This window comes from Cellulosimicrobium cellulans (genome assembly GCF_007679345.1).
Classification (GTDB): domain Bacteria; phylum Actinomycetota; class Actinomycetes; order Actinomycetales; family Cellulomonadaceae; genus Cellulomonas; species Cellulomonas cellulans_A.
The window spans coordinates 1-24,090 of record NZ_VEGH01000008.1 but is presented as its reverse complement, the minus strand read 5'-3'; the positions used below and the strand labels follow the sequence as shown (position 1 = coordinate 24,090).

Annotated in this window: 23 protein-coding genes and 1 riboswitch; of the genes, 11 read left to right on the top strand and 12 right to left on the bottom strand. The window is 76.5% G+C overall.

Annotation, left to right across the window (positions count from 1 at the left end):
- Nucleotides 1–2 precede the first annotated feature (2 nt).
- The 4 genes from FS882_RS11890 to FS882_RS11875 all read left to right on the top strand — a co-directional run bounded on the left by FS882_RS11890 (nucleotide 3) and on the right by FS882_RS11875 (nucleotide 4,048).
- Complete coding sequence (locus FS882_RS11890) at nucleotides 3–284, top strand: metal-sensitive transcriptional regulator (protein ID WP_147794991.1); 282 nt, start codon at nucleotides 3–5, stop codon at nucleotides 282–284.
- Nucleotides 285–313: 29 nt separating this feature from the next.
- A complete protein-coding gene (locus FS882_RS11885; protein ID WP_158373279.1) occupies nucleotides 314–547 on the top strand; it encodes a heavy-metal-associated domain-containing protein in 234 nt (77 codons plus the stop codon).
- Nucleotides 544–3,189 carry a heavy metal translocating P-type ATPase gene (locus tag FS882_RS11880; RefSeq protein ID WP_262348258.1) on the top strand — a complete coding sequence of 882 codons (2,646 nt, stop codon included), beginning with the start codon at nucleotides 544–546 and terminating at the stop codon, nucleotides 3,187–3,189. The genes FS882_RS11885 and FS882_RS11880 overlap by 4 nt, the downstream gene beginning before the upstream one ends.
- A 103-nt stretch (nucleotides 3,190–3,292) precedes the next feature.
- Complete coding sequence (locus FS882_RS11875) at nucleotides 3,293–4,048, top strand: copper homeostasis protein CutC (RefSeq protein ID WP_158373278.1); 756 nt, start codon at nucleotides 3,293–3,295, stop codon at nucleotides 4,046–4,048.
- 17 nt (nucleotides 4,049–4,065) lie between these two features.
- Here FS882_RS11875 and FS882_RS11870 read toward each other — a convergent pair whose 3' ends face one another.
- The 4 genes from FS882_RS11870 to FS882_RS11855 are packed head-to-tail and all read right to left on the bottom strand — an operon-like array spanning nucleotide 4,066 to nucleotide 6,756.
- Complete coding sequence (locus FS882_RS11870; RefSeq protein ID WP_158373277.1) at nucleotides 4,066–4,866, bottom strand: ABC transporter permease; 801 nt, start codon at nucleotides 4,864–4,866, stop codon at nucleotides 4,066–4,068.
- On the bottom strand, nucleotides 4,863–5,801 hold the full coding sequence (locus tag FS882_RS11865) for an ABC transporter ATP-binding protein (RefSeq protein ID WP_158373276.1): 939 nt from the start codon (nucleotides 5,799–5,801) through the stop codon (nucleotides 4,863–4,865). Before FS882_RS11865 ends, FS882_RS11870 begins: the two co-directional genes overlap by 4 nt.
- Nucleotides 5,798–6,100: a transcriptional regulator gene (locus tag FS882_RS11860; protein WP_158373275.1), complete on the bottom strand. Its 303-nt coding sequence runs from the start codon at nucleotides 6,098–6,100 to the stop codon at nucleotides 5,798–5,800. The genes FS882_RS11865 and FS882_RS11860 overlap by 4 nt, the downstream gene beginning before the upstream one ends.
- A complete protein-coding gene (locus FS882_RS11855) occupies nucleotides 6,097–6,756 on the bottom strand; it encodes a hypothetical protein (protein WP_158373274.1) in 660 nt (219 codons plus the stop codon). The genes FS882_RS11860 and FS882_RS11855 overlap by 4 nt, the downstream gene beginning before the upstream one ends.
- A 142-nt stretch (nucleotides 6,757–6,898) precedes the next feature.
- Here FS882_RS11855 and FS882_RS11850 point away from each other — a divergent pair, with 142 nt between their 5' ends.
- A complete protein-coding gene (locus tag FS882_RS11850; protein ID WP_222848205.1) occupies nucleotides 6,899–7,714 on the top strand; it encodes a CPBP family intramembrane glutamic endopeptidase in 816 nt (271 codons plus the stop codon).
- Nucleotides 7,715–7,721: 7 nt separating this feature from the next.
- On the opposite strand, the gene FS882_RS11845 is transcribed toward FS882_RS11850, so the two are convergent.
- Nucleotides 7,722–8,324, bottom strand: coding sequence for an HdeD family acid-resistance protein (locus FS882_RS11845; RefSeq protein WP_262348257.1), 603 nt, complete (start codon nucleotides 8,322–8,324; stop codon nucleotides 7,722–7,724).
- A gap of 192 nt (nucleotides 8,325–8,516) precedes the next feature.
- On the opposite strand from FS882_RS11845, the gene FS882_RS11840 reads away from it, so the two are divergent.
- Nucleotides 8,517–11,075: a lysylphosphatidylglycerol synthase transmembrane domain-containing protein gene (locus FS882_RS11840; RefSeq protein WP_158373273.1), complete on the top strand. Its 2,559-nt coding sequence runs from the start codon at nucleotides 8,517–8,519 to the stop codon at nucleotides 11,073–11,075.
- Between the two features lie 16 nt (nucleotides 11,076–11,091).
- Here FS882_RS11840 and FS882_RS21000 read toward each other — a convergent pair whose 3' ends face one another.
- Together FS882_RS21000 and FS882_RS11835 are read right to left on the bottom strand one after the other, a co-directional pair.
- Nucleotides 11,092–11,262 (bottom strand): hypothetical protein, encoded by a 171-nt coding sequence (locus FS882_RS21000; protein WP_154728121.1) that lies wholly within the window; start codon nucleotides 11,260–11,262, stop codon nucleotides 11,092–11,094.
- A 13-nt stretch (nucleotides 11,263–11,275) separates the two neighbouring features.
- Nucleotides 11,276–11,351: riboswitch (cyclic di-GMP riboswitch) on the bottom strand.
- Between the two features lie 171 nt (nucleotides 11,352–11,522).
- On the bottom strand, nucleotides 11,523–13,427 hold the full coding sequence (locus FS882_RS11835) for a penicillin-binding transpeptidase domain-containing protein (protein ID WP_187365270.1): 1,905 nt from the start codon (nucleotides 13,425–13,427) through the stop codon (nucleotides 11,523–11,525).
- Between the two features lie 329 nt (nucleotides 13,428–13,756).
- Between FS882_RS11835 and FS882_RS11830 the strand changes: the two genes are divergently transcribed.
- From FS882_RS11830 to FS882_RS11820, 3 genes are all read left to right on the top strand, one after another.
- On the top strand, nucleotides 13,757–15,064 hold the full coding sequence (locus FS882_RS11830) for a hemolysin family protein (RefSeq protein WP_158373271.1): 1,308 nt from the start codon (nucleotides 13,757–13,759) through the stop codon (nucleotides 15,062–15,064).
- Between the two features lie 124 nt (nucleotides 15,065–15,188).
- Entirely contained in the window at nucleotides 15,189–15,596 is a 408-nt protein-coding gene (locus FS882_RS11825; RefSeq protein ID WP_158373270.1) for an ATP-binding protein, read from the top strand.
- 56 nt (nucleotides 15,597–15,652) lie between these two features.
- Nucleotides 15,653–16,231, top strand: a complete 579-nt coding sequence (locus tag FS882_RS11820) for a potassium channel family protein (protein WP_158373269.1) — start codon at nucleotides 15,653–15,655, stop codon at nucleotides 16,229–16,231.
- 49 nt (nucleotides 16,232–16,280) lie between these two features.
- Here FS882_RS11820 and FS882_RS11815 read toward each other — a convergent pair whose 3' ends face one another.
- Nucleotides 16,281–16,727 carry an SHOCT domain-containing protein gene (locus FS882_RS11815; RefSeq protein ID WP_158373268.1) on the bottom strand — a complete coding sequence of 149 codons (447 nt, stop codon included), beginning with the start codon at nucleotides 16,725–16,727 and terminating at the stop codon, nucleotides 16,281–16,283.
- 159 nt (nucleotides 16,728–16,886) lie between these two features.
- Here FS882_RS11815 and FS882_RS11810 point away from each other — a divergent pair, with 159 nt between their 5' ends.
- Nucleotides 16,887–17,810: an NADP-dependent oxidoreductase gene (locus FS882_RS11810; protein ID WP_158373267.1), complete on the top strand. Its 924-nt coding sequence runs from the start codon at nucleotides 16,887–16,889 to the stop codon at nucleotides 17,808–17,810.
- A gap of 70 nt (nucleotides 17,811–17,880) precedes the next feature.
- On the opposite strand, the gene FS882_RS11805 is transcribed toward FS882_RS11810, so the two are convergent.
- From FS882_RS11805 to FS882_RS11790, 4 genes are read right to left on the bottom strand one after another with little or no spacing between them, the layout of a single operon-like run.
- Nucleotides 17,881–19,650 carry an ATP-binding cassette domain-containing protein gene (locus FS882_RS11805; protein WP_262348256.1) on the bottom strand — a complete coding sequence of 590 codons (1,770 nt, stop codon included), beginning with the start codon at nucleotides 19,648–19,650 and terminating at the stop codon, nucleotides 17,881–17,883.
- Nucleotides 19,647–20,570 carry an ABC transporter permease gene (locus FS882_RS11800; RefSeq protein ID WP_316043637.1) on the bottom strand — a complete coding sequence of 308 codons (924 nt, stop codon included), beginning with the start codon at nucleotides 20,568–20,570 and terminating at the stop codon, nucleotides 19,647–19,649. Before FS882_RS11800 ends, FS882_RS11805 begins: the two co-directional genes overlap by 4 nt.
- 5 nt (nucleotides 20,571–20,575) lie before the next feature.
- A complete protein-coding gene (locus FS882_RS11795) occupies nucleotides 20,576–21,625 on the bottom strand; it encodes an ABC transporter permease (protein ID WP_262348255.1) in 1,050 nt (349 codons plus the stop codon).
- A 5-nt stretch (nucleotides 21,626–21,630) separates the two neighbouring features.
- Nucleotides 21,631–23,283, bottom strand: coding sequence for an ABC transporter substrate-binding protein (locus FS882_RS11790; RefSeq protein WP_158373266.1), 1,653 nt, complete (start codon nucleotides 23,281–23,283; stop codon nucleotides 21,631–21,633).
- Nucleotides 23,284–23,426: 143 nt separating this feature from the next.
- On the opposite strand from FS882_RS11790, the gene FS882_RS11785 reads away from it, so the two are divergent.
- Nucleotides 23,427–24,017: a TetR family transcriptional regulator gene (locus FS882_RS11785; RefSeq protein ID WP_262348254.1), complete on the top strand. Its 591-nt coding sequence runs from the start codon at nucleotides 23,427–23,429 to the stop codon at nucleotides 24,015–24,017.
- Nucleotides 24,018–24,090: the final 73 nt, after the last annotated feature.

Genomic DNA, 24,090 nt, shown 5'->3' with positions numbered 1-24,090 from the left:
ACGTGCACGGGTACAGCGGTGACAAGGACGACTACCTGAAGCGCCTCAAGCGCATCGAGGGGCAGGTGCGCGGCATCGCGCGCATGGTCGACGAGGACGTCTACTGCATCGACGTCCTGACCCAGGTCGCCGCCGTGACCAAGGCGCTGCAGGCCGTGAGCATCGGCCTCGTCGAGGACCACCTGGGCCACTGCGTCGTCGACGCGGCCCGGCAGTCCGAGGAGGCCGGTGCCGAGAAGGTCCGCGAGGCCTCCGAGGCCATCGCCCGGCTCGTCCGCTCCTGACCCCGACCCGCACCTCGAGAGGAACCACCATGAGCCAGACCACCAGCTTCTCCGTGGACGGCATGACCTGCGGCAACTGCGTCCGCCACGTGACCGAGGAGCTCACCGCGCTGCCCGGCGTCACCGACGTGCGGGTCGACCTGGTCGCCGGCGGGTCGTCGCCCGTCACCGTCACCTCGGACGCGCCGCTGTCCGACGAGGCGATCGCCGCCGCCGTCGACGAGGCCGGGTACGCCGTCACGCCGCGGAAGTCGCTGCTGTGACAGCCGACGACCCGCGCACCACCGACCTGCCCGTGGCGCCGGTCGGCACGGTCGACCTGGCCGTCGAGGGCATGACCTGCGCGTCCTGCGTCGCGCGCGTCGAGAAGCGCCTCAACCGCGTCCCCGGGGCGCGGGCGACCGTGAACCTCGCGCTCGAGAGCGCGCACGTCGAGGTGTCCCCGGCCGAGGACGGCAGCACGCCGGACGTCGACGCGCTGGTCGCCGCGGTGCGCGCCGCGGGGTACGACGCGACGGTCACCGGCCGGCGCGACCTCGGCGCACCCACCGCCCCGGTGGCCGACGCGCCCGCCGGGCACGACGCGACGCAGCACCACGCGACGCAGCACCACGCGACGCAGCACCACGCGACGCAGCACCACGCGCCCCAGCACCACGCGCCCCAGCACGCCGGCCACGACATGGCGGGCATGGACCCCACCGAGCACGCCCTGTCCGGCCACAGCATGGCGCCGGGCCACGACATGGACCCCGACGAGGACACCTCGGCCCCGACCGACGCGCGCGGCACCGACCTGCGCCGCCGGCTACGGGTCGCGGCTGTCCTGACCGTCCCGGTGCTGCTGCTGTCGATGGTGCCGGCGTGGCAGTTCCGCGGCTGGCAGTGGCTGGTCGCGGTCCTCGCGCTCCCGGTCGCCACCTGGGCGGCCTGGCCGTTCCACCGCGCCGCGGTCCGCGCGGCGCGGCACGGCGCGTCCACGATGGACACCCTGGTGTCGATCGGCATCGTCGCGGCGACCGGCTGGTCGCTGTGGGCGCTGCTGCTCGGCGGCGCCGGCGCCCTCGGCATGACGATGACGCCGACGTTGTGGCCCGCGGCGGACGACGGCATGGGCACGCACATGCCCGAGCTGTACTTCGAGGTCGCCGCCGTCGTCACGACGTTCCTGCTCGCCGGCCGGTACGCCGAGCACCGCTCGCGCCGCCGGGCCGGGGACGCGCTGCGGTCCCTGCTGGACCTCGGCGCGAAGGACGTCGCGCTCCTCGTGACCGGCCCGGACGGCCGGCGCACCGAGCAGCGCGTCCCGGTCGGGCGCCTCGGGGTGGGCGACGAGTTCGCCGTGCGCCCGGGCGAGAAGGTCGCGACGGACGGCGTCGTCGTCTCCGGCACCAGCGCCGTCGACACCAGCCTGCTGACCGGCGAGCCGGTGCCCGTCGACGTCGGGCCCGGCGACGAGGTCACCGGCGCCACGATCAACACCGGCGGCCACCTGGTCGTCCGCGCGACGCGCGTGGGCGAGGACACCCGCCTGGCGCAGATCGGCCGGCTGGTCGCCGCCGCGCAGACGGGCAAGGCGCCGGTGCAGCGGCTCGCCGACCGGATCTCGGCGGTGTTCGTGCCGGTCGTGCTCGTGCTGGCGGTCGGCACTCTGGCCGCCTGGCTGCTGTCCGGCGCCTCGGCGCAGGCGGCGTTCACCGCCGCGGTCGCGGTGCTGATCATCGCCTGCCCCTGCGCCCTCGGGCTCGCCACGCCCACGGCCCTGCTGGTCGGGACCGGGCGCGGCGCGCAGCTGGGTGTGCTGATCAAGGGCCCGGAGATCCTCGAGCAGACCCGCGCGGTCGACACCGTCGTGCTCGACAAGACCGGCACGGTCACCGAGGGCCGCATGGCGCTCGTCGGCGTGCTGGCCGCCGGGGACGGCCCGGACGCCGGGGACCCGGGCGCCGGCACGGCCAACGACACCGCGGGCCCGGCCCGCACCGAGGCCCAGCGCGAGGTCCTCCGGTTCGCCGGCGCCGTCGAGGCGCTGGCGGAGCACCCGATCGCCCGCGCGATCGCCGAGGCCGCGGCCGGGCTCGCCCCTGAGGCGGCGGGCGTCGGCGGGGACGGCGTCGGGATCGGCACCGACGAGGTGCACGAGTTCCGGGCCGAGGCCGGGCGCGGCGTCAGCGGCGTGGTCCGCACCGCGCACGCCGGCGTCGGGCTGTCCCGGCGGGTGCTCGTCGGCCGGCCCGCGTGGCTCGCCGAGCAGGGCGTGCCCGCCGACGCCGACCTGGGCGCGCGGTTCGCCGCCGCCGAGGCCGACGGGGCCACCGCCGTGCTGGTCGCCTGGGACGGCGCCGCGCGCGGCGTGCTCGTGCTGCGCGACCCGGTCAAGGACGGCTCGCGGAGCGCGGTGGCGGACCTGCGGGCCCTCGGCCTGCGGCCGGTCCTGCTGACCGGCGACAACGCGGGTGCCGCGCGGGCGGTGGCCCGGTCGGTCGGGATCGCCGAGGCGGACGTGGTGGCCGAGGTGCTGCCCGCCGACAAGGTCGACGTCGTCCGGCGGCTGCAGGGCGAGGGCCGGCGCGTCGCGATGGTCGGCGACGGCGTGAACGACGCCGCGGCGCTCGCCACCGCCGACCTCGGGCTCGCGATGGGCACCGGCACCGACGTGGCGATCGAGGCCGCCGACGTGACGCTCGTCCGCGGCGACCTCCGCTCGGCGCCGCAGGCCGTGCGTCTCGCGCGCAGGACGCTGCGGGTGATCAAGCAGAATCTGTTCTGGGCGTTCGCCTACAACGTCGCGGCCATCCCGCTCGCGGCGCTCGGCCTGCTCAACCCGATGATCGCGGGGGCGGCGATGGCGTTCTCCTCGGTGCTGGTGGTGGCGAACTCGCTCCGCCTGCGCCGGTTCGCCTGACGCGTCCACCCACCCACGCCCCGGGGCGTCCGCACGGACGTCCCGGGGCGTGGCGCGCCGAGGGGCTACGGTCAGCACCGACCCCCCGCCCTTTGGAGGAGCCGTGCCCGCGTCCCGTCCCGTCCTCGAGATCGCCGTCCAGGACCTGGCGGGCTACCGCGTGGCGGCCGACGCCGGTGCGGCGCGCACCGAGGTGTGCGCCGCGCTCGCCGCGACGGGCGGGCTGACCCCCGGTGCCGGCCTGCTCGCCGCCCTCGTGGCCGAGCGCGACGCGCGGTCCGCGGCCGGGGACGCGGCCCCGGGGGTGCACGTCCTGGTGCGCCCGCGGCCGGGGTCGTTCGTCTACGACGCGGACGAGCTCGACGTGCAGGTCCGCGAGGTGCGCGCCGCCGTCGGCCTGGGCGTCGACGGCGTCGTCGTCGGGCCGCTCACCGCGGGCGGCCGGGTCGACGACCGCGCGCTGGCCGCCCTGGTCCGCGCCGCGGACGGCCGCGAGGTCACGTTCCACCGGGCCGTCGACTCCGTGGCGGACCCGCTCGCGGTCCTGGACGCGCTGGCCGGCGCCGGGGTCACCCGCGTGCTGTCCTCGGGCGGCGAGGCCCGCAGCATCGACGGCGTGCGCCGGCTCGCCGCGATGGTCGAGCACACCGCCGGCGCCGTCCAGGTGATGGCCGGCGGCGGCGTGCGGCCCGTCGACATCGGCGCGCTCATCGCGGCCGGCGTGGACGCCGTGCACCTGTCCGCCAGCCGCGCGGTCGCCGGGGACGGCGGCCCGGGCGGCGGCGGCTCGGGCGGCGGCTGGACGGTGACGGACCCGGAGGTCGTGGCCCAGGCGGCCGCGGCGCTCGCCCGCGCCTGACGGCCCGCCCGCCCGGTTCAGCGGAACCGGCGCCCCTCGTCGCGCCGGTACGCCAGGACCGCCAGCACCGCGAACACCGCCGTCCACGCCAGCAGCACCGGCAGCGCCCACGCCGAGCCCTCGATGCCGGTGGTCACCTGCACGACCAGGTCCCGTGCCGCCCGGGACGGCAGCGCCTGGGACAGCGCGTCGAGCCAGGACGGGAACGCCTCGGGCGGCAGGAACAGCCCGCCCGCGAACGCCAGCGGGAACAGCACCGCCTGGACCACCGCGATCGCCGCCTTCGCCGACAGGGCGTACCCGATCGCGAGGCCCAGCAGCGTGAACGGCACCGCCACGACCGGCACCATCGCCAGCCCGCCGAGCCCGCGCGCGGGCGTCACGGACGCCGACGTCAGCAGGACGGCGATCAGGATCACCGGCACCTGGGCCCCGAGGCAGAACACGATCGCGTTGACGATCCGCCCGGCCAGCCGGGGCCCCGCGCCGGCAGGCAGGGTCCGGACGTACGGGTCGAACGCGAGCTGCCGGTCCTCCGAGACCCCGGCGCCGAGCGTGAACAGGCACGCCGACATCACGGCGAACGTCCCGAGCTGCGCGACGGCGGCGACCGAGGCGAGCGGGTCGTCGGCGACGGCCCGCTGCGGCACCACGAAGAACAGCAGCGCCAACGAGGGGAACAGCAGGTTGCCGATCACCGCGATCGGCACCCGCACCGACTCCAGGAGCTGGAACCGGGTGTGCAGCAGGGCGAGCGCGAACCAGGACCGGGTCCCGGCGGGCCGGGCGGTACGCCCGGCGGTGGTCGCGGCGGTCATCGGGGCTCCCCGGGGGCGGTGGCGGGCGTGGTGGACGTGGCGGCGGCGGGCGCCGAGGTGGTGAGCGCGAGGAAGGCCTCCTCCAGCGAGGCGCCCCGCACCTCCAGGTCGCGGAACGGCACGTCCGCGTGCACCAGCGCCCGGACCACCGCGTCCGCGTCGCCGGCCAGCAGGACGACGCGGCGCCCCTCGCGCCGCACGTCGAGGACGCCCGCGAGCGCCCGCAGCCGCGGCTCCTCGGCCTCGGGCACCTCGACCAGCACGCGGCGCGCGGCGGCCATCGCGAGGATCGTCGGCAGGTCGTCGTCGGCGAGCACCCGGCCGCCACCCACGACCACGACCCGGCGGGCGAGCGCCTCGATCTCCTCCAGGTAGTGGCTGGTGACGATCACGGTCGCGCCGCCGGACTGGTAGTCGCGCAGCGCCGCCCACAGCGTGTGCCGGGCCTCGACGTCGAGTCCGGTCGTCGGCTCGTCCAGCAGGACCACGCGGGGCCGCCCGACCAGCGACAGCGCCACCGCGAGCCGGCGCCGCTGGCCGCCGGACAGCCCACCGGTCTGCCGGCGCGCGAGATCGGTCAGCCCGAACCGCTCCAGCACCTCCCCGCGCGGCATCGGGTCGGCGTAGTGCCCGGCGACCAGGTCCACGACCTCCCCGACCCGGAGCGTCGACGGCAGCCCGGTCTCCTGGGGCGTGGTGCCGAGCTCCGCGCGGGCGGCGGGGTCGCGCGGGTCGAGCCCGGCCAGCCGCACGGTCCCCGCGTCCGGTCGGCGCAGCCCGCTGACCAGGGACAGCAGCGTCGACTTCCCGGCGCCGTTCGGCCCGAGCAGTCCGACCAGCTCCCCCGCGCCGACGGTCAGCGACACGTCGTCCAGGGCGACGACGTCGCCGTACCGGCGGGTCACGCCGTCCAGCTCGACGAGCGCGGCGGTCACCGCGCACCGCCCAGCAGGTCGGTGAGCGCGCGGGTGTACCGGGCGAACGCGGCCCGGCCCTCCGGCGACAGCTCGACGTACGTGGCCGGCGAGCGGCCCTCGAAGGTCTTCTCGACGGTCACGTACTCCGCCTCCTCCAGCTTGCGCAGGTGCGTGGACAGGTTGCCGGCCGTCATCTCGAGGAGCTGCTGCAGCCGGGGGAACGCGAGACGGTCGCCGGGTGCGAGCGCCGCGAGGGTGGCGACGACGCGCAGCCGGGACTGCGCGTGGATCACGGGGTCGAGGTCGGCGTCGGTCACGCGGCGGCTCCGCGTGCGCGTGCGACGTGGGCGACCAGGACGCCGACGGCCATCCCACCACCGCCGGCGAGGCACATGACGGCGAACGTGCCCGGCAGGCCCACGAGCGCGGCGGCGGCAGCCACCACGGCCATCCACACCCCGAGGCCGAACTGAGCGCGGTCCCGCCAGAGCATGCCACCCGCCATGTACATCACAGCCACGATGAGGGCGGACACCCCGTTGGCCGCCAGTGCGATCACGTCGTTCGGCGCGCCCGCCCGCGCGACGCCGCCCACGAGCGCCTGCCCGGCACCGAACGCGACGAACCAGGTCCATCCGTACACCGCCCTGGTCCGACGGCTCACCCCGTCCACGCCGGACATCCGCGTCACCGCGTGCCCGATCGTGGTCACCACAGCACTCATCAGCAGGACGCCGAAGCTCGTCCACGCCCACCGGGGGATGCGCTCGACGCCGTTCCCGGCGCTCGCCCACAGCAAGCCGTAGCCCACCAGCCAGGCGATGGCCCACACTCCGAGGATCACGCGGTCGTCGGCGTAGGCGGTCGCCCGGACACGGGCGTGCTGGACGTCGATGATGGCGCGCGCCGCGGCCGCGTCGAACCAGCCATCGGGGGCGCCGGGCTGCCGGGGATGGGCGGGAGGCTGGGGCATGGAGCGTCTCCGTGGTCGGACGGGTATCACGGTCACCAACTGGTTTGTGCTGCAAACCTATGCGCCGCACGCATCCCGCACAACCCCACGAGCACAGCCCCCGTCCAGGCGGCACCCAGCGGCGCCCCCTACGCTGCGGGGCGTGACCGCCTCCGACCCGAGCACGACCGCGCCCCCCGGCGCCCCGCCCGTCTCGGAGCGCGCGCGGCGCCGCCGCCTCACGGCCGAGATCTGGATCGTCCTCGGCCTGTCCCTCGGCCAGTCCGCCGTGTACGCGGTGGTCAACATCGCCGCGCGCCTCACCGCGGGCACCCCGCTCGCGTCGCAGAGCGCCACGCTGAACGCCAGCCGCTCCGCCCGCCCGTACCTCGACCTGACGTACCAGCTGCTGTCGATCGGGTTCGCGCTGGTCCCGGTCGCCCTCGCCCTGTACCTGCTGTCGTCGAACGGTCGCAGCGCGGCCCGCCGGATCGGCCTGGACGGCTCCCGCCCGGGCCGGGACCTCGGCGTCGGGTTCGGGCTCGCCGCGCTGATCGGTCTGCCCGGGCTGGCGCTGTACGTCGTCGGGCGCGCGGTCGGCATCACCGTCGAGGTGCAGGCCGCCGCGCTGAACGCCGCGTGGTGGACCGTCCCGGTGCTGATCCTCTCGGCGCTGCAGAACGCGCTGCTGGAGGAGGTGATCGTCGTGGGCTACCTGATGGAGCGGCTGCGCGAGCTGCGGTGGCGGACCCCGGCGATCCTGGTCACCTCGGCGGTGCTGCGCGGGTCGTACCACCTGTACCAGGGCATCGGCCCGTTCCTGGGCAACGTGGTCATGGGCCTGGTGTTCGCCGAGTACTACCGCCGCCGACGGCGGACGATGCCGCTGGTGGTGGCGCACACGGTGCTCGACGTCGTGGCGTTCGTCGGCTACGCCCTGCTGCCGGCGGCGTGGCGCGAGGCGCTCGGCATCCGCTGAGGCCGGCTCAGGCCGCGGTCGACCCCGCGGCGCGCCCGTCCGCCGCGAGCTGGCGGCTCAGCGACCGGGTGGCGAACCCCGACACGAGCATCACCACGCCCGCGACGAACGCGAACAGCCCGTACACGGTGAGGATGACGTCGACGGTGCCCTGGGGCTTGATCGCCAGGAGCAGGCCGAACAGGAACCCGATCAGCCCGAACACGAGCGTCCCGGACCAGGCCAGGTCCCGCGCCCGGTACTGCGTGACGGCGACGATCACGGCGGTGACGCCGAGCACGAGCACCCAGAGCGCGAGCAGGTAGAACAGCACGAGCGCCGTCACGTCCGGCCACAGCATGATGAGCGCGCCGAACCCGATGCTGACCAGGCCCTCCGCGACCAGCCAGCCGAACCCGGGCCGGCCGCGCGCGAGCAGCGCCTGCAGCAGCACGACGGCGCCGTCGACGACCGCGAACACGCCGAACACCCACACGAGGGCGACGAGCGTGCCCAGCGGCTCGACCAGCAGCAGCAGGCCGAGCACGATCATCAGCACGCCCCGGAGCACCGGCAGCCACCAGACCGAGCGCAGCACCGCCGCCACCCTGCCCTGCACGTCCTGAGCCACGCGTACCTCCGGGTGCTCCAGCGGGGCGGTCGGCCGCCCGACCGGCGACGTCCCCGCCGGTCACGCTAGCCCCCGGGGGTCATCCTCGCGACGGAGACGGCGCCCGGACGCCGTCATCCTCCAGGACGGATTCCGTGCGCAGTGCGTGCGGGTGCCCACCAGGGGGGACCGTCGCTGCCTAGACTCGCCACCATGCCCGACGCCTCGACCAGCGCGCCGGCGGCGTCCGGTCGACCCGACGGGCCCGCCGCGGGCGAGCGCAGCCAGGCGCCGCTCGACGGGCTCGGCCGGCCCCAGGTGCTCGACACCCCCGCCGTCCGGGTGCACCACCCGAGCGACCTGCTGGGCGTCGTGCTCAGCCTGGTCGGCGCGGTGGCGGTCATGGCGCTGGCGACGTACGCGCACAACACCACGACCGGCGTCGCGGAGGACGTGCAGGGCTTCGCCTCCCTGCTCCGCCAGATCCTCGTGGTGCCGGTCGCGCTGCTCGAGACCGTCGTCACGTACCTGGTGCCGGTCGCCGTCCTCACGGAGCTGGCGGTGCGCCGCCTCGGGCGGCAGATGGTCGAGGCGTCGATCGCCGCGATCGTCGCCGTCCTGGCCTCGGCGGGCGTCGCGTGGCTGATCGAGCACCTGGGGTCGGACCAGCTGGTCGCCGGGCTGTCCGTCCGGCTGGACGGCGTGCTCACGCTGTCGATCCCCGAGTACATCGCCCTGATCGCCGGCCTGCTGACCGCGACCGGCCCGCGCACCCGCCGGCGCACCGTGTCCTGGTCGTGGAACCTGGTGTGGGTCGCGGTGGGCGTCATGGTGATCACGGCGGGCGCGTCCCTGCCGGGCGTCGCGATCGCCCTGCTGATCGGGCGCGCCGCCGGGCTCGCCGTCCGGTACGTGTCGGGCGTGCGGTCCGACCGGGCCTACGGGGCGAGCCTGGTCGCGGGCGTGCGCCGCGCGGGCTGGCAGCCGCGGGTCCTGGTGCGGGTCCCCGACGAGGACGAGGACCCGGCCGACGACGCGCAGCCCCCCGGCCCGGACGGGACGCCGGGTGCCGCCGTGCCGGCCAGCGCCGGGGCGCGGGCCGCCGTCCGGTACGCCGACCACCGCGCCTACGGCATGGTCACCGAGGACGGCCAGGAGCTCGACGTGCTCGTGCTCGACGGCGACCGTCAGGTGATCGGCTTCCTCAGCCGGCTGTGGCGCTCCCTGCGGCTGCGCGGCCTGGACGGCCGGTCCGTCGTCTCGCTGCGCCAGGCCGCGGAGCGCGCCGCCCTGCTCTCGTTCACGGCCTCCGCCGCCGGGGTGCGCACGCCCGCGCTGCGCGGCATCGCCGAGGCCGACTCCTCGATGCTCCTGGTCCAGGACCCCGTGCCCGCCGCCACGTCGCTCGCGGAGCTCGACCCCGAGGCGATCACCGACGACGTGCTGCGGGCGATCTGGGGGCAGCTGGGCACCGCCCACGAGGCCGGGCTGGCCCACCGCGCGCTGACCAGCGACGTGATCCTGGTGGCCGACGGCCCGGACGACCCGACGGTGTGGCTCGTGGGGTGGGACCAGGGCGACGTCGCCTCCTCCGAGCTGGCCCAGCGCATGGACCGGACCCAGATGGTCGCCCTGCTCGCACTCCGCGTCGGCCCCGCCCGCGCCCTGGAGTCGGCCGTCGCGGTGCTGCCCGAGGGCGACATCGCCGCGATCGGCCCGCTGCTGCAGACGATCACCCTGCCGCGCCGCACCCGCGAGGAGCTGCGGGCGCACAAGGAGGTGCTGGCCGAGCTGCGGTCGGCCCTGGTCGCGCGCCTGCCCGAGGCCGACGTCGAGCCCGTGCAGCTCATCCGGTTCGGCGCGCGCACGGTGCTCACCATCCTGCTCACCACGGCCGCCGTGATCATCCTGCTGACGTCGATCAACCTGCAGACGATCCTCGACGCGCTGGCGACGACCGACTGGCGGCTGAGCGTCCTGGCGTTCCTGCTCGGCATGGCGACGCTGTTCGGGGCGGCGCTGTCCCTGGTGGCGTTCTCCCCGGTGAAGCTGTCCCTGTGGCGGGCGTCGGTGGCGCAGTCGGCGTCGACGTTCGTGGCCCTGGCCGCGCCGGCGGGGATCGGCCCCGCCGCGCTCAACCTGCGGCTGCTGACCCGGCGCGGCACGTCGGCGTCGCTCGCGACGGCGACCGTCGCCCTCGTGCAGGTGTCGCACTTCGTCGTGACCCTGCCGATGCTCCTGGTGCTGTCGGTGGCGTCGGGCACGAACCAGCTCGAGCGGTTCACCGTGTCGCCGACCGTCGTCGTCGTGGTCGGCGTGCTCGCGGCCCTGATCGGCGCCGCCCTGCTGGTGCCGAAGGTGCGGCAGTGGGTGGCCGCCAAGACGCTGCCGACGGTGCAGCAGACCTGGCCCCGCCTCATCGAGGTGGTCGGCCAGCCGTTCCGGCTCGGGGTCGGGCTCGCGGGCAACCTCATCACGACGTTCGGCTACATCCTCGCGTTCGAGGTGTGCCTGCTGGCGTTCGGCCAGCACCTGTCGCTCGTGCAGGTCGCGATCGTCTACCTGGCGGGCAACACGGCGGGCTCGATCGCCCCGACCCCGGGCGGCATCGGCACCACCGAGATCGCCCTCGCGGGCGCGCTGACGGTGGTCGGCGTGAACCCGGGCGTCGCGACCTCGGTCGCGGTGCTGTTCCGCGTGCTCACCTACTGGCTGCGCATCCCGGTCGGCTGGGCCGCCATGCGCTACATGCAGCGCGTCGGCGAGCTCTGACGACCGGACCCGCGGGTCAGGAGGCGGAGGTGCACTCCCGCTGCGTGGGCACGAGGTCCGCGTGGGCGGCGAGGGTCGCCGCGATGCGGGACCAGGAGGACAGGCGCGTCGCCGCGCGCCCGGTGACGTCGGAGCGGAGGTCGGAGCCTCGCTGCTCGGCCGGCTCGTAGAAGCCGCGCTGTTCCATGGCAGATCCTTCGTTCGGCAGCCCGGCTGACCTGCGGGGGTCCCGTGGCTTTGCGTCCCCTCCTCGCGGAGGGTTTGCCCTTGTCGCTGACACGGCGACTGTAGGCCCGTCACCCGGACGAGCGGAAGGGGGCGGACGGCGCCTGTCCCCCCAGAACACGCATTTCACCCACTCGGGCCAAAGCGGACAAAACGCATGACGAGCACGCGTGCCCGCCGTCTCGCGGCGCATTTCCGTGAATGCCCAGGTCACGGCCCCCGTCAGGCCGCGGGCACCGCCACGGCGCGCAGGAACGACTCCAGCAGCGGTCCCGAGGTCGTCGACCCGAAGTCACCGGTCTCGACGAACACCGCCACCGCCAGGTCACCCTGCGCGGCGATCATCCACGCGTGGTTCCGCAGGTCGTCGCCGGACCCGTACTGGGCCGTGCCCGACTTCGCGATCACCTCGGGACCCGGCACGTCCTGCAGGAAGTCGCCGCCGCCCTCCGTGACGACGGCCCGCATCATCGACCGCAGGGCCTCGGCCTCCGCGGTGGTGAGCGGCTGCTCCGGCGCGGGCGCCGGCGTGGCGGTCTCCCCCGCGCCCCCGAGCAGCAGCCGCGGCGTGACCCGACCGCCGGCCGCCACCGACGCCGCGACCGTCGCCATGCCGAGCGGGGTCGCCTGGACCCGCGCCTGGCCGATCATCGACGCCGCGTGGTCGGTCCCGCCGGTGGCCTCGGCCGGGACCTCGCCCAGCGCGGCCGCGAACCCCAGGTCCGCGTCCGGGACAAGGCCCAGCGCCGCGGCCGCCGCCGCCAGCGCCTCCTGCGGAGCCGTACCCGCGGCCGTGAGGAACGCGGTGTTGCACGACTCGGCCACCGCCGTCCGCAGCGTGATGTCGCCGAGGGCGTCGGACGGGTACCCCGGGTAGTTCCGGAACGACCGGCCGTCGACCGTCGCCGTCTCCGGGCACGTCACGGTGCTGTCCGGGGTCAGCCCGGCGCGGAGCAGCGCGAGCGAGGACGCGACCTTGAACGTCGACCCGGGCGCGTACAGGCCGAGGGTGGCGGTCGACATGCCGCCCCCGCCCGGGCCGCTCGCCGCGGCGAGCACGTCGCCGGTGGACGGCCGGATCGCGACGATCGCGCTCGCGCTGTCCGGGACCGTGGCGACGAGGTCCTCGGCCGCCTGCTGCACGCGCGGGTCGAGCGTGGTCCGCAGCGGCTCCCCGACCACGGGCTCGGTGTGGAACAGCTCCCGCTCCTGCGCCCCGGCGGCCGCCACGACCGTCAGGCCGGGATCGCCCCGGAGCTGCTCGTCGAACTGGGCCTGCAACCCGCTCAGCCCTGCGAGGTCGCCCGCCACCACAGCACCGTCCGACCCCTCGACGATCTCGGCCGTCGCCTGGCCGACCGTGCCCAGCACCGGGCGGGCGAACGCCCGGTTCGGCGCCAGCGGCAGCGCCGTCTCGAGCATGTTCACCCCGGGGACCACGGACAGCGCCCCGCGGTCGTACGCCGGGTCGTCCGCGCGCACGACGATCGCCTCGACGAACGCCTTCTCCCCCGCCGCGGCCACCTGCGCCGCGTAGGCCTCGGGGTCGAGCCCGAGCATCGACGCGAGCTCGCGGGCCGAGCCGTCCGCGTCCGCCGCCGGGACGCGGGTCTTGTCGATGCCGATCCGGAACACCGGGCGGGACTCCACGAGCACCGCGTCCCCGGCACCCAGCACGTCCGCCCGCTCCGCCTGCACCCGGTGCACCTGCAGGGTCTCGCCCGCCGCCAGGTCCGGCGCGAGCAGCATCGTCGACCACCGGGCGCGCCACTCGTCGTCCACCTTCGCGAGGTTCGCGTGCGTGGCGTAGCTCCAGGCGGTCCCGCCGCCGACGTCCCAGGTGAACGTGAGGTCGACGGACGCGGCCGCGTCGTCGTCCGCCGCGGCCACGACGTCGCCGGCGACCACCGCGGGCTGCCACGGGTCCAGGCCCGAGTAGGCCGCCGTGCGCGTCTCACCCGCCTCGGCCGCGGTGGCGCCGTCCAGCGGGACGTCCGCGAAGTCGCCGGACGCGATCGCCTCCGCGAGCGCCTCCGCGGTCCGCTGCCGGTCGTCGGGCCCGCCCGAGCACGCGCCCAGCACGGCGACGAGGGCGAGCACCGCACCGGCCGCCGCCCCCCGGCGCACGACGCCCCGACCCCCTGCGACCCGAACCGCCCTCACACGCCTCACCCCGTCGTCCCGCTGCCTCCCGGGGCGACGCGCCGCCGGCACGGTCAGCCTAGGGACCCGCGACCCCCGGGACGGGCGGTTCCGGGCACGGACTCCGCGGACGTGCTGTGCGCGTCCTGTGCGCGCGGGGGCCGGGCCCGCCTGCGGTTGACGATCGCCCGCGCCGCCCCCTGGAATGGTGCGATGTCGCCTCCTGACCAGCCCTGCAGTCCCGTGCGGCGAGCCCGCACCTCCCCGCGCGCCGGCCGCACCCGCCGCGCCGACCGCGCGGGGGCTCGCCGCTGATGGACGCCGAGACCTGGGGCAACATCGGCCTCGTCCTGCTCTTCATCCTGATCGGCGGGGTGTTCGCCGGCACCGAGATCGCGCTCGTCTCGCTCCGGGAGAGCCAGATCAACCGCCTCGAGCGGCAGAGCGCCCGCGGCGCCCGGGTCGCCTCCGTGGCCCGCGACCCGAACCGGTTCCTCGCCGCCGTGCAGATCGGCGTCACCGTCGCCGGGTTCTTCTCCGCCGCGTACGGCGCCTCGACCATCGCGCCCGACTTCGCACCCGTCATCGAGGCGCTCGGGGCGTCCCCGGGGCTGGCGAGCACGATCGCGCTGGTCGCCCTGACGCTCGTCATCGCGTACCTGTCGCTGGTGCTGGGCGAGCTCGTGCCCAAGCGCATCGCCCTCCAGCAGTCCGCCCGGGTCGCGGTGGCGGTCGCGCCGCCGCTCGACCGGTTCGCCACCCTGATGCGCCCGGTCATCTGGCTGCTGTCCGCGTCGACCAACCTGCTCGTCCGGCTGTTCGGCGGGGACCCGCACGCCACCAGCGAGGAGATGTCCGAGGCCGAGCTCCGCGACCTGGTCATCGCGCACCAGGGCCTGCCCGAGGACGAGCGGCGGATCCTCGGCGACGTGTTCGCCGCGACCGACCGCTCGGTGGCCGAGGTCATGCGGCCGCGGCCCGAGGTGCACTTCCTCGAGGCCGACCTGACGCTCGCCGACGCGCTGCACCGGGTGCGCGACCAGCCGTGGTCCCGGTACCCCGTCATCGGCGAGGACTTCGACGACGTGCTGGGCTTCCTGCACATCCGGGAGCTGCTCGAGGCGCCCGACCGCACGGGCGTCCGGGTCCGGGACGTCATGCGGGAGATCGTGGTGCTGCCCGGGACCAACAAGCTGCTGCCGTCGCTGTCGTCCATGCGACGCGAGGGCGTGCACATCGCGGTCGTCGTGGACGAGTACGGCGGGACCGACGGCATCGTCACCCTCGAGGACCTGGTGGAGGAGCTCGTCGGCGACATCCGCGACGAGTACGACATGCCCGGCTCCTCCGGCGCCGAGGCCCGCGAGGGCGCCCCGGGCTCCTACGACGCGGGCATCACCATCGAGGAGTTCACCGAGCTGACCGGCGTGCCGCTGGCCGACGGGCCGTACGAGACCGTCGCGGGGTTCGTGATCGCGCAGCTCGGGCGGCTCGGGGAGGTCGGCGACGCGGTGGAGGTCGACGGGCGCCGGATCGAGGTGACGGCGGTCGACGGCCGGCGCATCGCGCGGGTCCGGGTCGTGCCGCCGCCCGAGGAGCCGGCGGTGGCCGACCCGGCCTGACGCCGGGGCGGACCCCCCGGGGAACCGCGCCGTCGCGCGCCGCTCGGGATGCGGCCGCCCGCGCCTGGCCCCACCCTGGTGCCGACCCGCCCGGACCGGGCACGAGCACCGAGGGAGCGCGCGCATGGGACACCGACCCCACCGCCTCGTGCTCGACCCCGAGCCCGGCTCTGTGGCGACCGGCAGGCGCTGGGCCGCCCGCGAGGCCGAGCTGGGGCACGCCACCACCGAGGCCGCCCGCACGGTCGAGCTGCTGACCAGCGAGATCCTGACCAACGCGGTGGTGCACACGCGCGCGCACCGGCACATCGCGCTGACCGCCGACTGCCACGACGGCTGCGTCCGGGTCGAGGTCACCGACCCCGACCCCACGCTGCCGATGGTCAAGCCCGGGAACGCGCGGCGGCTCGGCGGCCACGGCATGCGCCTGGTGGACGCGCTCGCCACCGCGTGGGGCATCGACCTGCACCCGGGGCGCGGGAAGACGGTGTGGTTCGAGACCCGCACGGGGGAGCACGGGCTCACCGCCTGACGAGACCGCCCGCTGCGGGCGATGCCGCCGGCGCCGGGCGCCGCGACGATGACCGCATGGAGGCGCACCCGGAACCGCCCGGCGGAACGGCCCCCGCGACGCGCCCGCCGGCCCGGGCGCGGCTCCGGACCGTCCTGCGCACGGTCGGCAGCACGGCGCTGCTCGTCGCCCTGTACCTCGGCCGCCCGCTCGACCGGCCGACGCCGGCGACGCTCGCGCTGCTCGTGGCCGGGCTGGTGCTGCTCGTCCTGCTGCTGGGCTGGCAGGTGCGCAGCGTCGTCGGCTCCCCGTACCCGGTGCTGCGCGCGATCGAGGCGTTCGTCACGGCGACGGTGCTGTTCGTCGTGCTGTTCGCCGCCGGGTACACCTCGCTGTCCGACGCGGTGCCCGGCGCGTTCACGGAGCCCGTCGACCGGCTGGACGCGCTGTACTTCACGATGACGGTGCTGGCCACGGTGGGGTTCGGCGACATCACCCCGGTCACCGGGACCGCCCGGATCGTGGTCACGCTGCAGATGGTGTGCGGGTTCGCGTTCGCGGCGCTGGTGGGGCGCGAGTTCCTGGCGGCGGTGCGGAGGGCGCAGGACGGCCGCGACGCCGACCCCGCGGCCGGGCCGCCCGACCCGCGGGGCTGAGCGGCCCGGGCGGCCCTGGTGCCCCGGGCGACTGCGGCGGGTTCGGCCGTCAGGCCGGCGCCCGGTGCGCGCCCGAGCCGTCCGCGCCCGCGGCCGCGGTGCCCGCCCGGCCGAGCGCGTGCTCCTTGAGCACGGCGAACTCCTCCGCGGTGATCGCGCCCTCGTCGAGCAGCGCCTTCGCCTGGGCGATCTGCTGCCCCGGCGACCCGGCGCCGGCGACCTCGCGGATGTACGCGTCACCGGCACGGCGCGCCGAGACGGCGGCCTCGGCGCTGCGCTCCGCCATGCCCCGCCCCCGCGCGATCAGGTAGACCAGCGCGGTCAGGAACGGCAGCACCAGCAGGAAGATCAGCCACACCGCCTTCCACCAGCCGCTGAGGTCCCGGTCCCGGAACAGGTCCGTGATGATCGAGAACAGGGCGAACAGGTAGGCGATGAACACGAACGCCCACACGAACCACCAGATGATGTCCCAGAAGTCGGTCCAGAACTCCACCGCCACCACGCTCCTCACCTGCGCGGCACGCGCCCCGGGTGCGCCCGTCCGCGCTGCCGACGCTAGGACCGCGGGTCACGCGCGGGACCACCCGGTCGGGATGAGCGCGGGCCGCCACCGTCCCGGAATGCGCAGCCCCGTCCGCCGGTTCGCACCGGTATGAGAGCTGTCGTGTACGAGGAGTTCGGCGGGGCCGACGTGCTGCGGGTCGAGGACCGGCCGGAGCCGCACATCGGTGCGGACGCCGTGGTCGTGAAGGTCGCCGCCGCGTCCCTGAACCCGGTCGACTACAAGATCCGCGAGGGGTACCTGCGCGGCCTGATGGACGTGCACTTCCCGGCCGTCCCGGCGTGGGACGTGTCCGGGACGGTCGTGAAGGCCGGTCTGGACACCCCCGAGCTGCAGGTCGGCGACGAGGTGCTGGCGTACGCCCGCAAGGACGTGGTGCAGGACGGCACGCTCGCCGAGTACGTCGCCGTGCCGGTCCGCACCGCCGCGAAGAAGCCCGCCGGGCTGTCCTTCGAGCACGCCGCCGCCCTCCCGCTCGCCGGGCTGACCGCGCTGCAGAGCATCCGCCGCGCGGGGCTGACCGAGGGCCAGACGGTCCTCGTGCACGCCGCCGCCGGCGGCGTGGGCTCGATCGCGGTGCAGCTGGCGGCGCACGCCGGCGCCCGCGTCGTCGGCACCGCGTCCGAGCGCAACCACGACTACCTGCGCTCGCTCGGCGCCGAGCCGGTCGCGTACGGCGACGGGCTGGTCGAGGCCGCGCGGGCCGCAGCGCCGGACGGGTTCGACGTGGTGCTCGACTACGTCGGCGGGCAGGCGATCGAGACGGCGCCCGCGCTGCTGCGCCCCGGCGGCACCATCGCGTCGATCACGGACGCCCGGGCGCGCGACGAGCTCGGCGGCCAGTACGTCTGGGTCCGGCCGGACAGCGCGGACCTGGCGCACCTCGCGGACCTCGCGGCGCGCGGGGTCATCACGGTCGAGATCGCCGCGACCTACCCGCTCGAGGAGGCCGCCGCGGCGTACCGCGAGCTGGAGACCGGCCACACCCGCGGCAAGATCGTCGTCACCGTCTGACCGCGCTCCCCGCGCGGTGTGCGCGGGGACTGCCGCCGGGCGCGGTCCTCGGGAGGACCGCGCCCGGCGCTCAGAGCGCGCGGGCGGCCAGGAGGTCCCGCGTGACCGGGTGGGCCGGGGCGCCGAAGACGTCCGGCACCGGCCCCTGCTCCACCACCCGGCCGCCGCTCATCACGAGCACCCGGTCGCACACGCGGCGGATCACGCCGAGGTCGTGCGAGACCAGCACCATCGCCACCCCCGTGTCGCGGCGCAGCTCCACGAGCAGGTCGAGGACCGCCGCCTGCACCTGCACGTCGAGCGCCGACACCGGCTCGTCCAGCAGCAGCACCCGCGGCTCGGACGCGAGCGCGCGGGCGATGGCCACCCGCTGCCGCTGCCCCCCGGACAGGGTGCGGGGCCGCCGGTCCAGGACCTCGGCGGGCAGGTGCACCCGCGCGAGCAGGGTGGCCGCCGCCGCGTCCCGGTCGGCGCGCGCCGGCGGGTGCGGCGCGGTGGCCAGCGCGGCGCGCAGCACCGCCCGCACCGTCAGCCGCGGGTCGACGCTGCCCAACGGGTCCTGCGGCACCAGCCGGACGCCCGGGCGCAGCGCGCGCCGGTCCCGCTCGGGCAGCGCGGACCACGGCCGGCCGTCGAGCAGCACCTCGCCGGCGTCCGGCGCGTCGGCCGCGAGCAGCAGCCGGGCCAGTGTGGTCTTGCCCGACCCCGACTCCCCCACCAGCCCGACCGCCTCGCCCGCGCGCACGACGACGTCCACCCCGTCGACCGCCGTCACGGACCCGCCGCCCGGCAACGGGAACGCCCGGCGCAGCCCGCGGCCCTCCAGCACCGGCGGGCCGGGCTCCGCGACCGCACCGGGACCGTCGCCCAACCGCGCCGCCGCGACCAGCTCGCGGGTGTAGGCCTCGCGCGGCGCGCCGAGCACGGCCGCCGTCGTCCCCTCCTCGACCACGCGGCCGTCCCGCAGCACCACGACCCGGTCCGCCACCCGCGCCACGGCGCCGAGGTCGTGCGTGACCAGGACGACCGCGGTCCCGGCGTCCCGGAGGTCGCCGAGCAGGGCGAGCACCCGGGCCGCGACGGTGGCGTCCAGCGCCGTCGTCGGCTCGTCGGCGACCAGCAGCGGCGGCCGGGCGACGACCGCCGAGGCGATCAGCGCCCGCTGCCGCATCCCCCCGGACAGCTCGCCGGGGCGCTGCCGCGCGCGCACGGCGGGGTCGGGCAGCCCGGCCTCGTCCAGCGCGGCGAGCACCCGCTCCGCGCGCTCGACCCGGGACGCCCGGGCGCCGGCCGCCGCCGGATCGCCACCGGATCGTCCCGCCGCCCCCTGATCGATCGGCCGGGTGCGCGCCGACCGGCTGGGGATCCGGGACCCGGGTCGCCGGCCGGCGCCCGGTCGGCGCACCGCGAGCGCCTCGCCGACCTCGGCGCCGACGGTGCGCAGCGGGTCCAGGGAGCCCAGAGCGTCCTGGAGCACCAGTCCGACGTCCCGGCCGCGGGCCGCGCGCCAGTCCCGCGACGAGAACCGCAGGGCGTCCCGGCCGAGCAGCCCGAGCCGGTCCGCGCGCACGTCGGCGCGCGCCCCCTCGCCCGCCAGGCCGACGAGCGTGCGCGCCAGCACCGACTTGCCCGCGCCGGAGCCGCCCACGACCGCGACGCACTCCCCCGCGGCCACCCGCAGGTCGACGCCGTGCAGCACCTCGGCACCGCCGGGGAAGGCGACCCGCAGGCCGGCGACGTCGAGGACCGGGGCGTCGGCGCCCGGCACCCCGTCCGGCCCGGCGCCCGCGGCCGGCACCCGCGCGCCCGGCGCCGGGGTGCCCACCGCCGGCCGGCTCACGACGCCACCGTCCCGACCCGCCGGCCCAGCACCGTCAGCGCCGCCGCGGTCACGGTGATCGCCAGCCCCGGGAACACCGTCAGCCACCACGCCGTGTCGATGTAGACCCGCCCGGCGTTCAGCATCGCCCCCCACTCCGGCGACGGCGGCAGCGTGCCCAGGCCGAGGAAGCTCAGCGCGCACACCCACACCACGGCCTGCCCGATCCCGAGCGTCGCCACCGAGACCAGGGGCCACAGGGTGTTCGGCACCACGTGCCGGCGCAGCACGCTCACCGGTCCGTGCCCCTCGAGCCGCGCGGACTCCACGTACCCGCTCGTCGCGACGGACCGCACCCGGGCGCGCAGCATCCGCGCGTACCCGGGCGCGGTCGCCGCCCCGACGGCCAGCACGGACGCCTCGACGCCCGCGCCGAGCACCGCGACCAGCAGCAGCGCGAGCACCAGGGTCGGCAGCGCGAACAGCACCTCGAGCACCCGGCCGATCGCGGCGTCGAGCCAGCGCGGACCGAGGCCCGCGGCGAAGCCCAGCACCAGGCCCGCGCCCACGCCGATCGCCGTCGCCGCGGCGCCGATGCCGAGCGACGCAGCCGCGCCGTGCACCACCCGGGTGTACACGTCGCGCCCGGACTCGTCGGTGCCGAACCAGTGGCCCGGCTCCGGCGGGGTGAACGCCGCGCGGGCGTCGATCGCGTTGGGGTCGCCCGGCGCCAGGAGGTCCGGTCGCAGCACCGCGACCGCCATCCACAGCACCGCGAGCGCCGCGAGCACGCCCGGCACGCCGAGCCCGCGGAGCACCCGGCCGGCCCCCGCCGCGCGCGCACCCGCGCGCCCCCGCCCGCCGCTCCGTGCCGCGCCCGCGCCGCCCGCGCCGCCGGAGCCGCCCGAGCCACCGCCGGCCGCCCCCCGCCGCTCCGCCACGGCCGTCACCCCAGCACCGCCGGCTCCCCCGCGCGCGCGGCCGGCGCCGCCCCGCCCGGTGCCCCCGGCACCTCGACGGCGCCGCGCAGCCGCGGGTCCAGCAGCCGCTCCGTCACGTCGACCAGCAGCATCACCAGCACGTACGCCAGCGCCACGACCACCACGGCCCCGACCACCACCGGCACGTCGCGCTGCATCGTCGCGTCGAGCAGCAGCCGCCCGAGCCCGGGCCGGCCGAACAGGGTCTCGACGACGACCGCGCCGCTCAGCAGCGATCCGAACGCCCAGCCCGACAGCGACACCGCGGGCAGCACCCCGTGCCGCAGCGTGTGCCGCCAGAGCACGCCCACCGGCGAGGCCCCGCGCGCCCGCGCGCTGGTCGCGAACGGCGCCGCGGCGGCCTCCTCCAGGGAGTCGCGCATGACCTGCCCGAGGAACCCGGCGACCGGGACCGCGAGCGTCACCGTCGGCAGCACCAGCCCCGCCGGGTCGGTGCCGCTGCTGGTCGCGGGGAACCAGCCGAGCGTCGAGGAGAACACCACGATCAGCACCGCCCCGAGCCAGAAGTGCGGCAGCACCGCCGCCACCACCTCCGCCCCGCGCAGCGCCGCCGCGCACGCACGGCCGACCGGCCCGGTGGCCCGCACCGCGAGCGTCGCCACCGCGAGCGCCAGCACCCACGCGAGGGCGAGGGCCAGCACCGCGAGCAGCATCGTCCCGGGCAGCTGCTCCGCGAGCAGGTCGGACACCGGCACCCGGCGCGCGTACGAGTCGCCGAGGTCGAACGTCGCCACGCGCCAGAGCTGCACCAGGTACTGCACGACGAGCGGCTGGTCGAGCCCGTACTGCGCGCGGGCCGCCGCGACCGCCTCCGGCCCGGCCTGCGACCCGGGTCCGCCGAGGATCGCCTCGGTCGGGTCGCCGCCGGCCGCGCGCAGCGCGAAGAACACGACGGTCGCCACCACCCAGGCCACGAGTGCCGCCGCGCCGAGGCGCGCCAGCAGCCACCGCAGCCACGGGCGGCGGACCGCCCGGCGGATGGCGACGGCGCGCACGGCGGTCAGGACCCCAGGCGGGCGTCCAGGAACGTCGGCGTGGACACGGTGTCCAGCGTCCGCATCCCGGTGACGCCGCGGGTGAGGAAGTGGTTCTGCTGGTCGTAGAGCGGGAGGATGGAGTAGCCCTCCAGCACGATCTGCTGCGCCTGCTCGTACAGGTCGGCCCGCTCGGCGTCGTCGGCCGTCGCGGAGGCGCGGTCCAGCAGGTCGTCCAGCTCCGGGTCCTTCACCTGCGCGTGGTTGGCGAAGTAGCCGCTCGGGGCCGGGACCGTGCCGTCCGAGTGGTAGAGGATCCGCAGCACGTCCGGCCCGACCTTCGTGTACGGCGCGGACACGGCCTCGTACTCGTTCGCCCCGAGCGCGGCGTACCAGGCGGACAGGTCGGACGGCGTCAGGACGACCTCGAAGCCCACCGCCTTCGCGTTGGCCTGGATCTGCTCGAACAGCGACTGCTCCGCGGCCACCGACTGGTTGGTGCTGACGGGGAACCGCACCGTGAGGCGCTGCCCGTCCTTGGTCCGGTAGCCCTCGTCGTCCGTGCCGGTCCAGCCGGCCTCGTCGAGCAGCTGCTCCGCGCGGTCGGTGTCCGTGGTGAACAGGTCCTCGTCGCCGTACGCGGTCGGCTCGACGCTCGACAGCGGGGAGTACGACCGGGTCGCGGTACCCGCGAACAGGGTCTCGATGCCCGGGTCCGGGTCGGCCGAGCGGACGAACGCCTCGCGCACCCGCACGTCGTCGAACGGCGGCTGCGCGCTGTTCAGCTCGATGCGGTTGGACGAGCCGGGCCGCGGGGCGTCGACGTGCGTGATGTCGCCGCCTGCCTCCGCCTGCGCGATCGCGTCGGGCTGCGGGTTGTCGATCACCTGCACCTCGCCGGAGCGCAGCGCGGCGTACCGGGTGGCCGCGTCCGGGATGAACCGCCAGACGATCTCGTCCAGGTACGCAGGTCCGTCGTGCTCCGCCTGCGGGTCGAGCGGCACGTACTCGTCGTTGCGCACCAGGGTCACCTGCTGCTGCGGCACCCACTCGTCCACGACGAACGGGCCGGTGCCGACGGGGGCCGCGCAGTTCTCGTCCGTGCCGCGCTCGATGCCGGCCGGCGACTCCATGGCCGTCCACTGCTGGCTCAGGGACTCCAGCAGCGCGGAGTCCGGCTCGGTCAGGTGGAACCGGGCGTGCGTCGCGTCCACCACCTCGACGGACTCCACCTTCTGCACCGCGAGGTAGCCGGTGGAGGAGCCGGTGTCCGGGTCCTGCAGGTGCTCGATGTTGGCCTTGACCGCCGCGGCGTCGAACGGGGTGCCGTCCGTGAACGTCACGTCGTCGACCAGGGTGAAGTCCCAGGTCAGCAGGTCGTCGCTGACGGTCCATCCGCTCGCGAGCCACGGCAGGATCGTGCCGTCCGCGTCCCGGCCGACGAGCGGCTCCAGGTACTGCGTGCTGATCAGCGCCTGCGGGTAGTTGCCGCCGACGTGCGGGTCGAGGCAGGTGGGCTCGGCGTCGCCGGTCGCGTAGACCAGCGTGCCGCCGTCCCGCGGGGTCGCGGCGTCGTCGGCGTCGCCGCCGGAGCCGGTGCACGCCGCCAGGGCGAGGGCGGCGGCGGCGGCGAGCGCGGCACCGGTGCGGGCGCGGGTCGGACGGAGGGCGTGGGGCACGGGTCCACCTCGGGCGTCGGGGTCCGGTCGCGGCTCGTCCGCCGACCGGTTGTTGCACTGCGTCCAACAATAGGCGCAGGTGCGGCGCGCATCCCGTGCCGGCCGCTGTGATCCCGGTCCCACGCCCCGCCTAGCATGGGCGCGTGCCGACCCCCGCCCCGCGCCGCTCCGGTCGCCCGCACGCCTCGTCGCGGTCGATGCTGGAGGAGGCGGCGGGCGAGCTGTTCCTCGAGCGCGGGTACGCGACCACGTCGATCGCCGACATCACGCAGCGCGCGGGCGTCTCGCGGAGCACGTTCTTCAACTACTTCCCGGCGAAGTCGGACCTGCTGTGGGCGGCCTTCGACGAGCGGGTCGAGGCGCTGCGGGCCGCCCTCGAGGCCGCACCGGCGGATGCGAACCCGGGTGCCGCGGTCGAGGCGGCCCTGCGCGACCTCGCCGCCCGGCTCCCGGCCGACCACGTCGCCCTCGCCTTCACCCAGGCCGACACGATGGGGCTCGGCGACGACCTCCGGCTGGCGGCCGCGCGCCGCACCGCGGACCTCGGCGCCACCATCGCGGCGTACGCCGCGGGCCGCGGGGTCGACCCGCTGCACGCCCGGGTCGCGGGCGCCGCCTGGGCAGGGGCGCTCGTCGCGGCGGTCGAGGCCTGGGCGCTCGCCGGGGCCGCGCGGACGCGGCTGCCGGACCTGCTCGACCACGCGCTGGCGCCGGTGCGCGGGGCGCTGGACTGACTGTGAGGGTTGTGGCTGCGGCTCGCTGAGCGGTGGGCTGTGGTCGGTGGGTGCGCGCGTGACCCTTGGCCTG